Source organism: Sphingomonas elodea ATCC 31461 (genome assembly GCF_000226955.1).
Lineage (GTDB): Bacteria > Pseudomonadota > Alphaproteobacteria > Sphingomonadales > Sphingomonadaceae > Sphingomonas > Sphingomonas elodea.
In genome coordinates this window covers 1-17,194 of the sequence record NZ_AGFU01000100.1, presented here as the reverse complement: position 1 = coordinate 17,194, position 17,194 = coordinate 1, and the positions used below count along the sequence as shown (strand labels likewise).

General features: G+C 68.4%; 14 protein-coding genes and 1 pseudogene. 4 read left to right on the top strand and 11 right to left on the bottom strand.

Going from position 1 to position 17,194, the window contains the following annotated elements:
- Positions 1–38 precede the first annotated feature (38 nt).
- The 9 genes from KK7_RS0118920 to KK7_RS0118880 form a co-directional block, all read right to left on the bottom strand.
- Entirely contained in the window at positions 39–1,598 is a 1,560-nt protein-coding gene (locus tag KK7_RS0118920) for a DUF4139 domain-containing protein (RefSeq protein ID WP_010546208.1), read from the bottom strand.
- A 4-nt stretch (positions 1,599–1,602) separates the two neighbouring features.
- Entirely contained in the window at positions 1,603–2,985 is a 1,383-nt protein-coding gene (locus tag KK7_RS0118915; protein ID WP_010546207.1) for a DUF4139 domain-containing protein, read from the bottom strand.
- A 46-nt stretch (positions 2,986–3,031) separates the two neighbouring features.
- Positions 3,032–3,421 (bottom strand): hypothetical protein, encoded by a 390-nt coding sequence (locus tag KK7_RS0118910; RefSeq protein WP_029623442.1) that lies wholly within the window; start codon positions 3,419–3,421, stop codon positions 3,032–3,034.
- A gap of 112 nt (positions 3,422–3,533) precedes the next feature.
- A complete protein-coding gene (locus tag KK7_RS0118905) occupies positions 3,534–4,349 on the bottom strand; it encodes a DUF4167 domain-containing protein (RefSeq protein ID WP_010546205.1) in 816 nt (271 codons plus the stop codon).
- Positions 4,350–4,612: 263 nt separating this feature from the next.
- Positions 4,613–5,458: a peptide chain release factor N(5)-glutamine methyltransferase gene (gene prmC / locus KK7_RS0118900; protein ID WP_051121416.1), complete on the bottom strand. Its 846-nt coding sequence runs from the start codon at positions 5,456–5,458 to the stop codon at positions 4,613–4,615.
- Positions 5,459–5,668: 210 nt separating this feature from the next.
- On the bottom strand, positions 5,669–6,742 hold the full coding sequence (gene prfA / locus KK7_RS0118895; RefSeq protein ID WP_010546203.1) for a peptide chain release factor 1: 1,074 nt from the start codon (positions 6,740–6,742) through the stop codon (positions 5,669–5,671).
- Positions 6,739–7,989: a histidine--tRNA ligase gene (hisS, locus tag KK7_RS0118890; RefSeq protein WP_010546202.1), complete on the bottom strand. Its 1,251-nt coding sequence runs from the start codon at positions 7,987–7,989 to the stop codon at positions 6,739–6,741. The genes prfA and hisS overlap by 4 nt, the downstream gene beginning before the upstream one ends.
- Positions 7,990–8,217: 228 nt before the next feature.
- Positions 8,218–8,841 carry a 2-dehydro-3-deoxy-6-phosphogalactonate aldolase gene (locus KK7_RS0118885; protein ID WP_010546201.1) on the bottom strand — a complete coding sequence of 208 codons (624 nt, stop codon included), beginning with the start codon at positions 8,839–8,841 and terminating at the stop codon, positions 8,218–8,220.
- On the bottom strand, positions 8,838–9,716 hold the full coding sequence (locus KK7_RS0118880; RefSeq protein ID WP_193378037.1) for a 2-dehydro-3-deoxygalactonokinase: 879 nt from the start codon (positions 9,714–9,716) through the stop codon (positions 8,838–8,840). Before KK7_RS0118880 ends, KK7_RS0118885 begins: the two co-directional genes overlap by 4 nt.
- A 167-nt stretch (positions 9,717–9,883) precedes the next feature.
- On the opposite strand from KK7_RS0118880, the gene KK7_RS0118875 reads away from it, so the two are divergent.
- Positions 9,884–10,624 carry a FadR/GntR family transcriptional regulator gene (locus KK7_RS0118875; protein WP_010546199.1) on the top strand — a complete coding sequence of 247 codons (741 nt, stop codon included), beginning with the start codon at positions 9,884–9,886 and terminating at the stop codon, positions 10,622–10,624.
- Here KK7_RS0118875 and KK7_RS21255 read toward each other — a convergent pair.
- Both KK7_RS21255 and KK7_RS0118865 read right to left on the bottom strand, forming a co-directional pair.
- Positions 10,621–11,340 (bottom strand): annotated as a pseudogene (locus KK7_RS21255) (Rossmann-fold NAD(P)-binding domain-containing protein); the annotation flags it as partial. The gene KK7_RS0118875 and the pseudogene KK7_RS21255 overlap by 4 nt on opposite strands.
- A 254-nt stretch (positions 11,341–11,594) precedes the next feature.
- Positions 11,595–13,391 (bottom strand): IlvD/Edd family dehydratase, encoded by a 1,797-nt coding sequence (locus KK7_RS0118865; RefSeq protein WP_010546197.1) that lies wholly within the window; start codon positions 13,389–13,391, stop codon positions 11,595–11,597.
- Between the two features lie 102 nt (positions 13,392–13,493).
- Between KK7_RS0118865 and KK7_RS0118860 the strand changes: the two genes are divergently transcribed.
- The 3 genes from KK7_RS0118860 to KK7_RS0118850 all read left to right on the top strand — a co-directional run.
- The gene (locus KK7_RS0118860; protein ID WP_010546196.1) at positions 13,494–14,420 is read left to right on the top strand and encodes a Gfo/Idh/MocA family protein; all 927 of its coding nucleotides are present in this window, start codon (positions 13,494–13,496) and stop codon (positions 14,418–14,420) included.
- A gap of 159 nt (positions 14,421–14,579) precedes the next feature.
- The gene (locus tag KK7_RS0118855; protein ID WP_010546195.1) at positions 14,580–15,809 is read left to right on the top strand and encodes an efflux RND transporter periplasmic adaptor subunit; all 1,230 of its coding nucleotides are present in this window, start codon (positions 14,580–14,582) and stop codon (positions 15,807–15,809) included.
- Positions 15,810–15,814: 5 nt separating this feature from the next.
- The coding region (locus KK7_RS0118850; protein WP_010546194.1) for an efflux RND transporter permease subunit at positions 15,815–17,194 on the top strand (1,380 nt) is incomplete at its 3' end.

Genomic DNA, 17,194 nt, shown 5'->3' with positions numbered 1-17,194 from the left:
GGATCCGCTGAAGGACGAGGTCGACCTCGACTAAGGGCTCAGCGCTCCAGGGTGCGGGCGAGGTGCAAGGTGGCGGTGCCGTTGGCCGGCACGGTGACGCGCCAGGTCTTCACGCCCTTGCGCTCGACCAGCGGCGCATCGGCATCGGCGATCGGATAGGGAATCGGCAGCTCGAAGGTGACGGGCACATCGTGCGCGTTGGTCACCTCCACCGCGAACGCCTCGCGGCGCTTGCCCCCGGGGCGGCCGATCACGGTGAAGCGCACCTCGCTGCTGGTGCCGGGGATCAATTCCACTTCGTCCCCCACCGCGCGATCGGCGAGATCCGATTCGCCGAGCAACACCGGCGCGCCGGCGCGATCCGCAAACAGTGCGAGCTTGCCGGCGGGCAAGGGTAGCCCCAGCCCCTCGCTGGCGCGATTCTCGGTGCGCAGCACGATCTGGGTCGGGCGGCTCGGCGGGCGCGCTTCGCCTTCGGTGTAGCGGAAGGGCGTGAAGCTACCGCGATAGAGCCGCGCGAGCTTGACCGATTCGCGATGCAGCAGCGCCACTTGCTTGGTGGACAGCGCGGCAACCGTCACCGGCTCGGGCACGCGATAGAGCTTCAGGTCGCCCAGTTCTTCCTGCTGCGCCACCATCGCGGGGGCCGGAGGCGGCGGTGGCGCCGGGGCTGCCATCGCAAGCGACGCACGATGGCCCGTGACGACGATTTCCAAGCTTTCCTGATATTCGGAAGCGGGCGGCGGCGGAGGAGGCGGCGGCGGACCCGCCATCGACGTGTTGCCCAAGGGCCAGCATTGCAGGCGCAACGCCGTCGATTCCCCACGCGGCAGCGGCGCCGCCCGCCCCTTGTTGAGCTTGCCCGCGACCGCGCTGGTCCGCGCATCGGCAAAGCCCTGGCTGCCGCCATTCACCACCGTCATCCAGCCGAACAGGTCGAGCATATCCCCCTCGCCCAGTCGCGCGACATAATGGGCCGACCAGTCGAAACCCTGGGCCAGATAGGAGAGCTGTACCGTTACGGTCTGCGTGGCCGCATTGTCGCTGGTCACCGAAAGCGTCGGCTTGGCGGCGAGATCCGCGGGCACGCCCGGATAGACGACCTTCTCGGGCAGTCCCGAACAGCCGAGCGCTTCCACCCCTTGCGCGGTGCTGAGCAGCACGCCGCCCTCGGGGCCGGACTGGAGTACCGCCTCGCTTTCGGTCACCTTGCCGGTGGCGCGATTGGTGCGGCGCACGGTGACGCTGCGCTTGAGATAGGCATCGATCAGCGTCGCCGGGCCGAGCAGCCGGGCATCACGATTCTTCTCCCCCACCCCGCGCGGCAGGCCGGTGACGATGGCGGTCTCGGGCATCATCCCCTCCGACACGCCGACGAAGCGGATCACCGACGGCCCCGCCGGCAGCGTGATCGTCCGCGTTTCGGTAATCAGCGCATAGCCGCCGGGCCAGCCCCGACCGGGCTCCACCTCGCGGTGCACGTCACGATAGAGCGTCACTGCCACCGCATCGGGCTTTTCCGACAGCACCAGCGCCTGCGCGGCCGCCGGGGTGGCAGCGAGCAGCGCGACAAGGCCGAAGGCGATGCGGCCGAGCATCGGGTCAGTAGCGGCTGTCGAACACCACGGTCACCGATGCCTTGCCATTGGCGGGCACCGGCACCTTCCACTCCATGCGATCGGCAGAGACGCGCTCGCCGGCAAGGCTCTGCTCCAGCACGCGCACATCGCCCCACAGGCCGGTCTGCGCCAGCTCCACCGTCACCGCATCGGCGCGGGCATTGGTGAAGTCATAGCGCATCGTCGTCTTCCACCGCTTGGACGAGAGCTTCTTGCGCTCGGCCACCACCGCCGCGCCCTTCACGTCGAACGCCTCGCCGGTGCGCAGCGACATGGCGGAGCCCATCGGTGCCGCCTCCACCCGGCTTTCGCCGATGAACTGCGGCTCGCCCTTGCGATCGCGCATATAGACGCGGATCGTGCCGCTCGGCAGTTGGTCGCCCAGGCCGCCGCTCTTCGCGGTCGAGAATTTGAGGACGGTCGCGGCGCTGCGCGGATCGCTGTCCGCACCCAGCCAGGCGTTGGTCCATTCATAGGTCTTGCGCGCCGGCGTGCCCTTCACGTCGAGAAAGCCGACCTGCTTCTGCTGCGCGTTGGCGATCGTGGTGCGCTGGGCGAGCGGGTAGAAGATGTAATCCCCCAGCCGCTCCCGCGGGCCGGTTTCGGTGCCGGGCGTGTCGACGGTCGCGTCGTTCAGCCGGCCGAAGGCGGCAGCGCCGCTCGGCGCACCGGCGACCAGCGTCACCGCGGCATTGCTGTAGGTGGTGCCGGTATTGTTGGTGAGGGTGATCCAGCCCTGCAGATCAATCGTGCTCTTCGCCTCGTCGAACAGCATCACATAGTCGCTCGTCCAGCCAAGGCCGGGGGTGAGATAGCTCAGCGTCGCCGGCACCCGTCCGGCGCTGGCCACCTGTAGGGTGACCGACAGCGTCGGCCGGGCGCGGAGATTTTCCGGCACCTTGTCGAAGATCACGCGCACCGGCAGGCCGTCGTCGCGCAGCACCTCGATGCGGGGGCCGATCTGGAGGACGATGCCGCCATTGGCGGACAGTACCCGCGCCTGCTCGCGCGTCTCGGCACCGGTAGCCGGGTTGGTGCGCACGATGGTGACGACCGAGCCGACCGCCTTTTCCATCAGCTTGTACGGCGTGAGCAGGTCGAAATCGAAATTCTGCTCGACGATGCCGAGGCCTGGACCGGAGAGGGTGACCGTGGCCGGGCGAATCTGTGCGGAGACGTCCGGGAATTCCTGGCGGACGCGCCCGGCGGTGAGGCTGAGCGTGCGCACGTCCTGCACCAGCGCCTGGTTGTTCTGGTAAATGGTGATGGCGAGATCGCCCTGCGCGGTCTGATCCGGCGCGGGGACCTGCTGCGCCTGCGCGGCGAACGGCCATGCCGCTGCCAAGAGCCACACCACAGGTCGCATGCCGATCCTCCCCTGCAATCGGTTTGTCGCGGCGATGGTAGCAGGTTCAGCGGGTTGGGCCAGGAGTTTCAGGGTTGCTGCCGGGCATCGGTGGCATTGCAGGCGTGAGCAACGGCGCAAGTTCCCGATATTGTGCTTTGAAGGCGGCAACGCGCGCGGCGGTTATCTTCTCGCTGAACACCACTTCTGTCGAGAGAGCGCGTGGCTGCGTGACTTGTACCAGCAGGTAAAGGCGATCGCCTTTGCGGACGAAGGGCGGGATCCTCCCCAGTACCGGGTACCGGAGGGCGATTTCCCGGTCTGAAACGCGCTCGTCATCCCAGTCGTTCGGATGCTGCATGTCGTGATAGATCGCCAGCGGCTGCGCCGTCGGCGGGTTGCAGGCGGAAAGTGCCAGCGCGGCGATGGACGCCGAGGCGGAGGCGGCGCGTCTCATGGACAATGATTGTGCGCGGTTCAGCCGATCTGCAATTCTTCCTGCCGCGCCAAAAGAAAAGGCCCGCCTCCTCATCGGACGCGGGCCTTTTCCTGTTCGATTTCCCGAAGCCTCAGGCAGCGGGTGCCTCGGCTTCATCGCTCTTGGCGACGCGGCGGCGGCGGGGCTTTTTGGGGGCCTCTTCCGCCTCCGCTTCTATCGACACCGGATCGGCGCCGATGGCGGGGGGAAGGATCGCGGCGTCGATGCCGTGGCTCGCCTCAGCCTCCACCGGCGCCTCGCGACGCGGGCGACCGCGGCGGCGGGGGGCCTCGGCGGGGGCTTCCTCGGCAACCGGCGCTTCGATGGGTGCTGCGGCTTCAGCCGGGGCTACCTCAATCGCATGGCCGTTGGCATGGCCGTTCGCGGCACCATTGCTGCGCTCGCGGCGGTCCTGGCGCTCGGGCCGGTCCTCGCGATAGCTGCGCGGCTCGCGGCCTTCGCGGGAGTCGCGCCCCTCGCGGTCGCCACGCGGCTCGCGGCCTTCGCGTTCGAAGCGCGGTTCGCGCTCGCGGCGGGGCTGCTGCTGGCGGGGCGCCTCGCCCTCGTCCTCGCGGCCGGCCTCGCCTTCCAGTTCGAATTCTTCGTCGTCGCCGTCAAAGTCTTCGCGCTGGCGGCGCTGCTGGTTCTGCTCTTCGAAGCGCGAGCGATTCTCGTTCAATACGCGGAAATAATGATCGGCGAACTGCAGATAATATTCGGCGTTGACGCGATCGCCCTGCATCTGCGCGTCACGGGCCAGATTCTTGTACTTCTCGAGCAGCTGGGCGGCATTGCCACGGGCGCGGTTATCGATCCGACTGCCGTTGCCCTGGTTGTTCGAGCCTCCGCCCTGGCGCTGTTGCTGGCCGCCCCGACCGCGACGGCGGCCGGCCTGACGATTGTTCATCAAGGTCTCGTTGTCCTGTCTTTACAAAGCCGTCCGTCGATCCATCGAGGTTCCGGATGCAGGGTTACATTCGCGGCCGGTTCCGGGCGTGCCCAGAACCTTCCGCTTGCCACGGCCGCCGGACTGCAGCGGCACACATGACCATGGAGTCGGGCCTCAGCCCTTTATCTCAACAACTTGGTTGAAGGTGCCTCGCCCCGGCCTTCTTCTAGCCGCTGGCGTACCATTCTCCAAGCAGAAATATGTGACGTTTGCGCGTAGTTTCAAGTCAGCCGGACCACGCGCGGCCGTCCACCCATATCGTTATAGACGCTTGGGGACAGGCCATGTTCCTGTCCGAGCAAAGAAACCGCCTCGGCCTGGGTCCAGCCGATCTCCAGCACTGCGGCCCCGCCGGGCGCGAGCAGGCCGGGCAGTGCGGGGACGATGCGGCGATAATCGTCCAGCCCGTCGCGGCCCGCGAACAGCGCTTGCGGAGGTTCGTGGTCGCGCACCTGGGGCGGCAGGGGCTCCTCGGTGCCGATATAGGGCGGGTTGGCGAGGATCAGGTCGAACGGCCCGGTGACGCCGGCGGCCCAGTCGCCGAGGCGGAAGTCGGCGCGCGCGGCCATGCCCAGCGCCTCGGCATTGCGGCGGGCATAATCGAGCGCGGTCTCGGAGGCATCGACGCCCAGCCCCTCCGCCTCCGGCCATTCGGCCAGCGCGGCGAGCAACAGCGTGCCGGGACCGGTACCGAGATCGAGGATGCGCGTCGGTGCGCGGCTGCCGAACCAGGCGAGCGCGGTCTCGATCAGCGTCTCGCTGTCCGGGCGGGGGATCAGCACGCCGGGCCCAACCGCGAGGTCGATCGTCCAGAAGGCGCGCGTGCCGGTGATATAGGCGATCGGCTCGTGGGTCAGGCGGCGGCCGACGAGGGCGGCGAATGCCTCGGGCGCGGGATCGTCCAGGCAGCCAAGCAGCAGCCGGTCGCGCGTCGTGCCGAGGGCGTGCGCCATCAGCAGTTCGGCATCGAGGCGCGGCGTGTCGGACACGGCTTCGAGCTGGCGGGTGGCATCCGCGAGCGCGGCTCTAACGCCTCTTGCGCTTGCCGAAGATGGGGCGGGAGCCATCAAACGCGCTCACCCTCACCCTTCCCACCGCCATTGGCGGCGGGCCCCTTCCCTCTCCCTTGGAAGGGAGAGGGAGACAGGTGCGCAATCCCTCTCCCTTCCAAGGGAGAGGGAAGGAGGCGCGGAGCGCCGGAAGGGTGAGGGTGCGTGACGCGTGCGCCACCCCGTGGCCTAACCGTGCTGTCGCCCGCCCCTTGCCGGGGAGGCATTTTACGAGTCCAGCTGGGCAAGCCGGTCGGCCTCGTCCTGCGAAACGAGCGCGCCGACCAGTTCATCGAGCTCGCCTTCGAGGATCTCCGGCAGGCGGTGCAGCGTCAGGTTGATGCGGTGGTCGGTCACCCGGCCTTGCGGGAAATTGTAGGTCCGGATCCGCTCCGAACGATCGCCCGAGCCGACCATCGAGCGCCGCGCGCCGACGCGCTCGGCCGCCAGCCGCTCGCGCTCGGCCTCGTACAGGCGGGTGCGCAGCACCTTCATCGCCTTGGCCTTGTTCTTGTGCTGCGAACGCTCGTCCTGCTGGATCACGACGATGCCGGTCGGCAAGTGGGTGATCCGCACCGCGCTGTCGGTGGTGTTGACGCCCTGGCCGCCGGGGCCGGAGGCGCGGTAGATGTCGATACGCAGATCCTTGTCGTCGATCTGCACATCGGCTTCTTCCGCCTCGGGCAGCACCGCGACGGTGGCGGCCGAAGTATGGATGCGCCCGCCCGCCTCGGTAGCGGGCACGCGCTGGACGCGGTGGACGCCGCTCTCGAACTTCAGCTTCGCGAACACGCCGGTGCCGGTGATGCCGACCACGACTTCCTTGTAGCCGCCCGCCTCGGACGTGCTGGCCGAGATCAGCTCGGTGCGCCAGCCGAGCCGATCGGCATAGCGCTGGTACATGCGCAGCAGATCGCCCGCGAACAGCGCGGCTTCGTCCCCGCCCACGCCGGCGCGGATTTCGAGCAGCGCCGGGCGCTCGTCGGCCGCGTCCTTGGGGAGCAGGGCGAGGGCCAGCTTGCGTTCGGCCTCGGCGAGCGTGCCTTCGTTGGCGCGGAGTTCCTCCACCGCCATCGCGCGCAGCTCGTCATCGGCGTCCTGCGTCATCTGCTGGAGCGATTCCCCTTCGGCGCGCAGCCGGCGGACATTGCCCGCCGCGACCGCGACCGGCTCGATCTCGGCATATTCCTTCGAGACCTGAACAAAGCGATCGCCGGCGAGCTCGCCCGACGCCATCAGCGCCTGCAACTCGTCGCGCCGCGCCTCGATCGCCGCGATGCGGTCCGCGGGGATGCGGGTCATTCGGTCGGGCCGCCCCAGGCTACACTGCCGAGCACAGCCTCGATCGCGGCGGCGTCACCGACATTTACCTTGAGCCGCTTCGACGTCGCGCCATCGGCGACGCCCAGCGACAACAGCGCGTCGGGGTTGCTCTTCACCGCCTTGTCGAACCGCTTGCGGGGCGAGCCGGTGGCGAGGAGTTCGGCCGCCAGCCCGGCGCGACGCAGCGCGGATACGGCGCGCACGCCATCCGCCTGCACGCGATCGTCCTCGACCACGACATAGACCTGGATCGCCGCCGCCTTCGGCTCCTCGATAAGCATCGCGAGCCGCTCGACACCGGCCGCCCAGCCCACGCCCGCCGTTTCGGGACCGCCGAGCGAGCCGATCAGCCCGTCATAGCGGCCGCCGGCCAGCACGGTGCCCTGCGCGCCGAGCCGGTCCGTCACGAACTCGAACGCGGTGTGGCGATAATAATCGAGCCCGCGCACCAGTCGGGCGTTGCGCGTCCAGGCGACGCCGGCCGCGTCGAGCCCGTCGGTCACCGCCTTGAAGAAGGCGGCGGCTTCTTGCGTGAGATAGGCGTCGATGTCCGGCGCGCTGTCGGCGATCGGGCGGTCGCGCGGGTCCTTCGAATCGAGGATGCGCAAGGGGTTCTTTTCCAGCCGCGCCAGGCTGTCCTCGGACAGCTCGGCCTTGTGCGCCTCGAAATGCGCGACCAGCGCGGTGCGCCAGGCGTCGCGGGTCGCGGCATCGCCCAGCGTGTTGAGCTGCAGCGTCACGCCGTCCGCGATGCCGAGTTCCTTGAGCAGCTGGTCGGCCAGCACCAGCAGCTCGACATCGGCGGCGGGTTCGGGCACGCCGAGGATCTCGGCGTCGATCTGGTGGAACTGGCGATAGCGGCCCTTTTGCGGGCGCTCGTAGCGGAACACCGGGCCCGAGGTCGCGAGCTTCAGCGGCGCGAACTGCTGCCAGCCCTCGCTGATATAGGCGCGGGCGATGCCGGCGGTGAACTCCGGGCGCAGCGTGATCGAGTCGCCGCCGCGATCCTCGAAGCTGTACATCTCCTTGGAGACGACGTCCGAGGTCTCGCCCATCGAGCGGGCGAACACGCCGGTCGCCTCGAAGATCGGGATTTCGAGCCGCTGGAAGCAGTAGAGCTTGCGCACCCGGTCGAACGTCTCGAGCACCGCGGCGAACCGCCGCTGGTCTTCGCCGAAAATGTCCTGGGTGCCCCGAATGCGCTGGGGGGTCTGGATACGTGCCATTTGGTCGCGGCTATTAGGCCGGTTTGCGGCGGGGGGCAATGTGCCCTTAGATCCTCCCCGACACGAGCATCGGGTTGGATTGCCCCCGGCAATCCTCCCCGATGCTGGGACCGCCGCCGAAGGCGGTGGTGGAGGGGGATCTCCGCAAGGGACCGCCCGCTGCTCTCCCCCTCCACCAAGCCGTTGCGCGTCTTGGTCCCCCTCCCCGTGCCGGGGAGGGTCTTGAACTTACAGCGCCGCCACGAACGCCCGGGCGTTGGCGCCGACTTCCGCCGCGCTCAGCCCCACCTTGTACAGCGCCGAGCCCAGGCCGAAGCCGGGCGCACCGGCCGCCTGCCAAGGGCCCATATTGTCCGGCGCGATGCCGCCGACCGGCAGCACCCGCGTCTCCTTGGGCAGCACCGCGCGCATCGCCTTGAGCACCGTGGGGCTCGCCGCCTCGGCCGGGAACAGCTTGAGCGCGGTCGCGCCCGCATCCAGCGCCGCGAAGGCCTCGCTTGGCGTCATGATGCCGGGCAGCGAGACCAGGCCCGCCGCCGCGCTCGCGCGGATCACATCCAGATTGGCATTGGGCGAGATGATCATCGTCCCGCCGGCCTCGGCCACCGCCTGCACCTGCTCGACCTTCAGCACCGTGCCCGCGCCGATCACCGCGCGGCCGGCGAAGCGCTTGGCGAGCCGGGCCACGCTCTCGAGCGGCTCCGGCGAGTTCATCGGCACCTCGATCAGGGTGAAGCCGGCGGCGACCAGCTCGTCGCCGATCGCCTCGACCTCGTCGGGCTTCACCCCGCGGAGGATCGCGATCAGCGGACACTTGGCAAAGGCGGCGTCGAATTCGGCAATGTGGCTCATGCAATCTGCTCCGCTAGGGCGAGGATTCCGGCGACGAAGGCGTCATGGCTGCTGGCGATCACCGCCGCGCGGCCATGCGCCTGAATCGCCGCAGCGTAGAGGCCGCCCAGCATCGGGTCGGCCAGGATATGGACGGTGTCGTGCCCGGCATGCGCCAGCCGCGCGGCGACGTCGCTGCCGATCAGCAGGCCGCTGGCGAAGGCGGCGGCATCGGCATCGTCGCGCACGCCCAGCATCTTGGCGGCGCGGATGCCGAACAGCGACGCGGCGAGGTCGCGCTTGCGCCCCTCCTCCACGCCTTCGAGAAAAGCCGGGCCGACCGCGACGTCGCCGCCCAGCTGCGCCGCCAGCAGGCCGTGCTTGCGCAGCGTGGCGAACAGCTCGCCGGTCATCGCGGTGGTGAAATCGGCGATACGGCCGTCTACCATCTCCACCCATTTGCAGTGGGTGCCCGGCTGGACCAGCAGCGCGTCGGCCGGCGCGAGCCCGGCGCGCACCGCGCCGAGCAGCTGCACTTCCTCGCCGCGCATCACGTCCGGCCGGCCGGTGACCATGGTGGATACGCCCGGCACGATCGCGCTGCGGTCCTCGACCCAGAGCAGCCCCGCGGCCAGCTCGGCGATCCCCGCCGGTGCCGCGACATAGGGGGCCGGGGCCCAGCCGATATTGGCGCCGACCATGCCCGCCATCAGCAGCGGCTGGTCGCCGTGCCGTGCGCGGATGCCGGCGGCCTCGGCGGCGAAATCGGTTACGGACGTGACGCCCCTGTCGTCGCGCTCGGTATCGGCGACGCGACCGCCCTCGATACGGAAGACGCGGCGATTGGTCGTGCCCCAGTCAACGGCCAGGAAAGAGCCCGAAAAACGCATACCCATGAAGGCAATCTCTCAGCGTCTGAGGTTCGGCCGCCGGGGCGGCGCAGGACGATCGTTCATTTATCGGATATATCGGGGTTGTCCAGCCGCGTGACAGGCGTAATCTGGACGTCACAACGCGGCATTTCCTGCCGCATTCCGCGACCGAACAGGAAGTAGCACCAAGGATGTCCACGTCTCTCTCGTCCCAGCCCGACGATGTTCGCTCGGGGCTCGGTCGCAACCTTACCTACGGACTGCTCGATGCGCTGGGCCGGGCGATCGTGACCGGGCGCTACGAGACGGAGCCATTCCCCACCGAGGCCGAGCTGGCCAAGCAGCATGGCGTCAGCCGATCGGTGACGCGCGAGGCGGTGAAGATGCTCACCGCCAAGGGCCTGCTCAGCGCGCGGCCCCGCCAGGGCACGGTGGTGCAACCGGCCTCGTCGTGGAACCTGTTCGACACCGACGTGCTGCGCTGGTTGCTCGAGCGGCAGTTTTCCGTCGACCTGCTGCGCCAGTTCAGCCAGCTCCGCATCGCGATCGAGCCCGAAGCGGCGGCGCTGGCAGCGCAGTTCGCGACTGCGCAGGATCTACGCCAGATTTCCGCCGGCCTGGCAAGGATGGAAGCCGCCGAGCGCGGGCAGGACGATACGCTGGACGCAGATATCGCGTTTCACGTCGCCGTGCTGCGCGCCTCGGGCAACCCCTTCTATGCGCAGTTCCGCGAGATGGTGGCGACCGCGCTGCGCACCTCGATCCGCTTCACCAACCGGATCAAGGGCCGCACCGCCAGCGTCGCTGACCATGCGGCGGTGCGCGACGCGATCGCGGCCAAGGATCCGGCCACCGCGCGCACCGCGATGCGCACGCTGATCGGCGACGTGGTGGAACTGATCGAGACCTCGACAGGCGCCGCGGCCGCTTAAGGGATCAGCCGGTCCGCACGCAGCCGCGCGAACAGCGCGAAAAAGGCGTCGTCGGTCGGCTGATAGGCGGTGAAACCCATCCGACGACTTTTCGACATGTCGGTCACCACTTCGATCGGCCGACCGAGATCGGCATCGGTGTGCCAGGGCGAGGCGAGGCGGGCAAGGCGCGGCTCGGCCAGCCTTTCCCGATCGGCGATACGCTGCCATAGCGCAGCATCGTGCGCCATCTGCTGCTCGAGCGGCTGGACCGTGCCGTCGAACGGCGCGGGCTCGAGGCCGAACCATTCGGCAATCCGTGCCCACATCCATTGCCAGCGAAAGACATCGCCGTTGACGACGTTGAACGCCTCGTTCGCCGCCGCCGGCGTCTCGGCCGCCCACAGCAGGTGCCGGGCGAGCTGTCCCGCATCGGTCATGTCGGTCAGCCCCGACCATTGCGCGGCCGAACCGGGAAATCGGAACGGCCGACCGGTCTCGCGGCACAGCGTCGCATAGACGGCGAGCGTGGTACCCATGTTCATCGCATTGCCGACCGCCTTGCCGATCACGGTGTGCGGGCGATGCACGCTCCAGCTGAAGTCGTCACGTTCGGCGGCGGCGAACACTGCGTCCTCCTGGGCATAGTAGAAATTGTCGACGTCGAGCCGGCCCTGCTCCTCGCGGAACGGGGTCTGCGGCAGGCTGCCTTTCCCATAGGCCTCGAAGGGCCCGAGATCTGGGCGACCGGTTCGTCGAGCCGGTCGAGCTGCTCTATGCCTGGGGGCGCGACAATGCCGATGCGCTCGACCAGCTCGGCAGCCGGCCCACCGCCCGTCGCGCGTAACCAGCTGGCCAAGTCCCCAACGCTCGTCATCCCGGCGGAAGCCGGGATCCATTCGCCACTCGGTCCGAGCAAGAGCCTCGACGAAGGCGCCCATGGATTCCGGCCTTCGCCGGAATGACGAACTTGACTGGTCGCGGCGACCGCTCAGTGGCTGTCGCGCGGCAGGCCCTTGGTCTGGGCGATGCGCTGATACTTCACCGCATTCTCGAACACCGCGCCGCCGTCGAACTGACCGACCAGCCCACGATGGATTTCCTGCCACGGCGTCTGCGATTCCGGCACATAGTCGATGCCCAGATCGGCGCGGCGCTGCGCCAGCTCCTCGTCGCTGACCAGCATGTTCGCCGAGCGGGTGTTGAGGTCGATGCGGATACGGTCGCCGGTGCGGACCAGCGCGAGGCCGCCGCCCACCGCCGCTTCGGGTGCGGCGTTGAGGATCGAGGGGCTGCCGCTGGTGCCGGACTGGCGGCCGTCGCCCAGGCAGGGCAGCGCATGGACGCCCGCCTGGATCAGCGCCACCGGCGGGCGCATATTGACCACCTCGGCACCGCCCGGATAGCCGACCGGCCCGGCGCCGCGCATGATCAGGATGCTGTTCTCGTCGATGCCGAGCGCGGGATCGTCGATGCGGTGGTGATAGTCCTCCGGCCCGTCGAACACGAAGGCGGTGCCTTCGAACGCGCCGGGATCGTCCGGGTTGGAAAGGTAGCGCGCGCGGAACTCGTCCGAGATCACGCTGAGCTTCATCACGGCATTGTCGAATAGATTGCCCGACAGCACGGTGAGTCCCGCCGCCGGCCGCAGCGGCGTCGCGAGCGGACGGATGACGTCCGCGTCCTCGATCTCCGCCGTGCCGATATTCTCGCCGATGGTGCGGCCGTTGACGGTCAGCGCGTCGTTGTGGAGCAGCCCGGCGCGGTACAGCTCGCCCATCACCGCGGGCACGCCGCCGGCGCGGTAGAAATCCTCGCCCAGATATTTGCCCGCGGGCTGGAGGTTGACGATCAGCGGCACCTCGGCGCCGTAGGATTCCCAGTCTTCTAGGGTCAGCTCGACGCCGATGTGGCGGGCGATCGCGTTGAGGTGAATAGGCGCGTTGGTCGATCCGCCGATCGCGGAGTTGACGCGGATCGCGTTGAGGAACGCCTCGCGGGTCAGCACGTCGCTGGGCTTGCGATCGGCCAGCGTCATCTCGACGATCTGCAGGCCGGTGCGATAGGCGCATTCGGCGCGGTCGCGGTAGGGCGCGGGGATTGCCGCCGAGCCCGGCAGCGACATGCCGAGCGCCTCGGCCATCGAGTTCATCGTCGTGGCGGTGCCCATGGTGTTGCACCAGCCGGTCGACGGCGCCGACGAGGCGACGAGCTGGATGAAGCCCTTGTAATCGATCTCGCCCGCCGCGAGCATCTCGCGCGCCTTCCACACGATCGTGCCCGATCCGGTGCGCTCGCCCTTGAACCAGCCGTTGAGCATCGGGCCGACCGACAGCGCGATCGCGGGGATGTTCACGGTCGCCGCGGCCATCAGGCAGGCCGGGGTCGTCTTGTCGCAGCCGATCGTCAGCACCACGCCGTCGATCGGATAGCCGTACAGCGTCTCGACCAGGCTCAGATAGGCGAGGTTGCGGTCGAGGCCCGCGGTCGGGCGCTTGCCGGTTTCCTGGATCGGATGGGTGGGAAATTCGATGGCGATTCCGCCCGCGTCGCGAATGCCCTCGCGCACCCGCTTGGCGAGTTCGAGATGGTGGCGATTACACGGAGAAAGATCGCTGCCGGTCTGGGCGATGCCGATGATCGGCTTGCCCGATTGCAGCTCTTCCAGGCTGAGGCCGAAGTTCAGATAGCGCTCGACATAGAGCGCCGTCATGTCGGGGTTATTCGGGTCGTCGAACCACGCACGCGAGCGCAGCGGCGCAGGGCGAGTTCCAGCTTCTTCCGTCATGATTCCTCCGCTACGGGGCGAATTGGGCGTACCAACCGCGGCTTGATAACCGCGGCGCGCGCCAATAGGAAGCATATATATCTTACAAAAGGACGGTGGATAATGTCGGAGCGGATACGTCTGGGACTCGTCGGGATCGGCAAGATTGCGCGCGATCAGCACCTGCCGGCGCTGGCCGGGGATGACCGTTTCGATCTGGTCGCCACCGCCAGCCGCAACGCGCATGTCGACGGGGTGCCGGCGCATACCGACATCGAATCGCTGATCGCGGGCGGGCACGACCTGACCGCGGTATCGCTCTGCACCCCGCCCGAAGGCCGCTACGACCAGGCACGCATCGCCATCGACGCCGGGCTGAACGTGATGCTCGAAAAGCCGCCGGCGGCGACGCTGACCGAGATCGCCGATCTCGCCAAGCGTGCGCAGGCGAAGGGGGTGACGCTGTTCACCACCTGGCATTCGCGCGAGGCGGCCGGGGTCGAGCCCGCCCAGGCCTGGCTCAAGGGCAAGCAGATCACGGCCGCGCGGATTTCCTGGCGCGAGGACATCCGTCGCTGGCATCCCGGCCAGGAATGGATCCTCGCCGCCGGCGGGTTCGGCGTGTTCGATCCTGGTATCAACGCGCTGTCGATCGTCACCAAGATCCTGCCGGACGCGCTGCTGCTCGACCAGGCATGGATGGAAGTGCCCGAGGGCCGTGCCTCGCCGCTCCGCGCCAAGCTGCACATGCGCAGTGGCGGTGCGGCGGTCACCGCGGACTTCGATTTCCTCCAGACCGGGCCGCAGACCTGGGACATCGAGGTGGATACCGATGCCGGGACGCTGCGCCTTGCCATGGGCGGCAGCATCCTGCAGCTGCCCGGCGAGGAAGCGCACAAGGCGCCGGACCGCGAATATGCCCGGCTCTATGCCCGCTTCGCCGAGCTGGTCGCCGCGGGCGAGAGCGACGTCGACGTGCGCCCGCTGCAACTGGTGGCAGATGCGTTCCTGGTCGGCGAGCGCACGATCGGGGAAACGTTCGCTTTCTGATCGCGGGGAAAGGGGCGGGGCGACCGGCGCCCCGCCCCTTTCGACATATTTTGCGACAACTCTTTTGTGGCACTGCGGAAACGTGGCATCTAAGGCCGCGTTTGGCAGTGACCGGCGACCCGGCATCCCTCGGGCCGCCCCCAAAGCGGGTTCTGAAATTTGAACGCTCCGACCAGCTATCGCCGTTCGGGCCTGATCCTCGTTGCATCGGCCCTGCTTCTCGCCTCCTGCGGCGGAGGCGACGGCGGCGGCAAGCAGCAGGGCGGGCGCCGGGGGCCCTCGGGTCCGCCGCAGGTCGGCTATGTCGTCGTGCAGCCGAGCAGCGTCCCGATGACGACCGAGCTCGCCGGCCGCGTGACCGCCTTTCAGATGTCGCAGGTCCGCCCGCAGGTCGCCGGGATCATCCAGCGCCGCTTCTTCAAGGAGGGCGAGGTGGTCCGCCAGGGCCAGACGCTCTACCAGATCGATCCCAGCCTCTATCAGGCGAGCGTCGCCCAGGCGCGGGCGAACGTGCAGAACGCCCAGGCGAATCTGGAAGCGGCGCGGACGAGGGCGGAACGCTACAAGCCGCTTGCCCAGATGCAGGCGGTAAGCCAGCAGGACTATACCGATGCGGTCGCCCAGGCCCGTCAGGCGGCCGCGCAGGTGGCGCAGCAGCAGGCCGCGCTCCAGACCGCGCAGATCAACCTGCGCTTCACCCGCGTGCCGGCCCCGATCACCGGGCGAATCGGCCGTTCGCTGTTCACCGAAGGCGCGCTGGTCACCGCAAACCAGGCCGACCCGCTGGCGGTGATCGAGCGGCTCGACCCGATCTTCGTCGACATCCAGCAGTCGAGCGCCGACCTCCTCGCGCTGCGCAAGGCCCTCGCCCGCGACGGCATCGCCCCGGTCAGCGCCAGCGTGCGGCTGAAGCTGGAAGACGGCAGCGACTATGGCGCCACCGGCACGGTCGAGTTCACCGAGGTGATCGTCAACGAGAGCACCGGCACCGTCACGCTGCGCGCGCGATTCCCGAACACGCAGAACATTTTGCTCCCCGGCATGTTCGTCCGCGCGATGTTCGCCCAGGCGATCGACACCCAGGCCTATCTGGTGCCGCAGGCCGGGGTCTCGCGCGACCCCAAGGGCAATGCCACGGTCTATGTCGTCGGGCCCGGCAACAGGGCCGTGGCACGCACCGTCGTCGCCGAGCGGACGCTGGGCGAGAACTGGGTGGTCACGCAGGGGCTGGCCCCGGGCGACAAGGTGATCGTGCAGGGCACCGGCAACCTCAAGCCGGACATCGCTATCAAGCCCGTGCCGGCCAACACGCCGCAGAAGATCGAGCCGCAGAAAAAGGGCCAGGGCGGCGGCCAGTCACAGGGCGCCGGCCAGGCCAAGGCGGGCTGAGCCCCATGTCGCGCATCTTCATCGACCGGCCGATCTTCGCCTGGGTGCTCGCCATCATCGTGATGCTGATGGGGCTGGCGGCGATCTTCTCGCTCCCCATCGCGCAATATCCGGACATCGCGCCGCCCCAGGTCAACATCCGCGCCACCTATCCCGGCGCCTCGGCCGAGACGGTGCAGAACAGCGTCACCCAGGTGCTCGAGCAGCAGCTGAGCGGCATCGACGGACTGCTCTATTTCAGCAGCTCGTCCACCTCGCGCGGCCAGGTGTCGATCTCGGCCACCTTCGAGAAGGGCACCAATCCGGACATCGCCCAGGTACAGGTGCAGAACAAGGTGCAGCAGGCGCTCTCCCGCCTGCCCACCCAGGTGCAGCAGCAGGGCCTCACCGTCACCAAGTCGAACCCCGATTTCCTGATGATCGTCGGCGTTTATGATTCGACCGACAAGAAGACCAATCTCGACGTGTCCGACTGGCTGGCCTCCAACCTGCAGGACCCGCTGTCGCGGATCGAGGGCGTCGGCGACACCAATGTGTTCGGTGCCCCCTATGCGATGCGCATCTGGCTGAACCCCTCGCGGCTCGCCAGCTACGGCCTGATCCCGAACGATATCATCGCCGCCATCCAGGCGCAGAACACCGAGATCGCCGCGGGCGAGCTGGGCGGCCAGCCGATGCCGAACGAGCAGATGCTCAACGCGACCGTGACCTCCCAATCGCGGCTGCAGACGCCGGATCAGTTCGCCAACATCATCGTGAAGACGGATGCGAGCGGCGCCGCGGTGAAGCTGCGCGACGTGGCCCGCGTCGAGCTCGGTTCGGACAATTACAATTCCTCCAGTCGCATCAACGGCCATCCGGGTGCCGGCCTTGCCATCTCGCTGTCGCCGGGCGCCGACGCGCTGAAGACCGCCGACCTCGTCAAGGCCCAGGTCGAAGCCGCGTCCAAGGGTTTCCCGCCCGGCTTCAAATACGCATACGCCAACGACACCACCGGCTTCATCAAGCTTTCGATCGAGGAAGTGGTGAAGACGCTGATCGAGGCGATCATCCTCGTCGTCATCGTGATGTTCGTGTTCCTGCAGAGCTGGCGCGCGACCCTGATCCCGGCGATCGCGGTGCCGGTGGTGCTGCTGGGTACCTTCGGCGTGTTCTACGCGCTCGGCTTCTCGATCAATACGCTCACCCTGTTCGGCCTCGTCCTCGCCATCGGCCTGCTCGTCGACGACGCGATCGTCGTCGTCGAGAATGTCGAGCGCCTGATGGAAGAGAATCCGGAGATGACGCCGCGCGAGGCGACGATCCGTTCGATGAACGAGATCCAGGTCGCGCTGGTAGCCATCGCCCTCGTCCTGTCGGCGGTGTTCCTGCCGATGGCGTTCTTC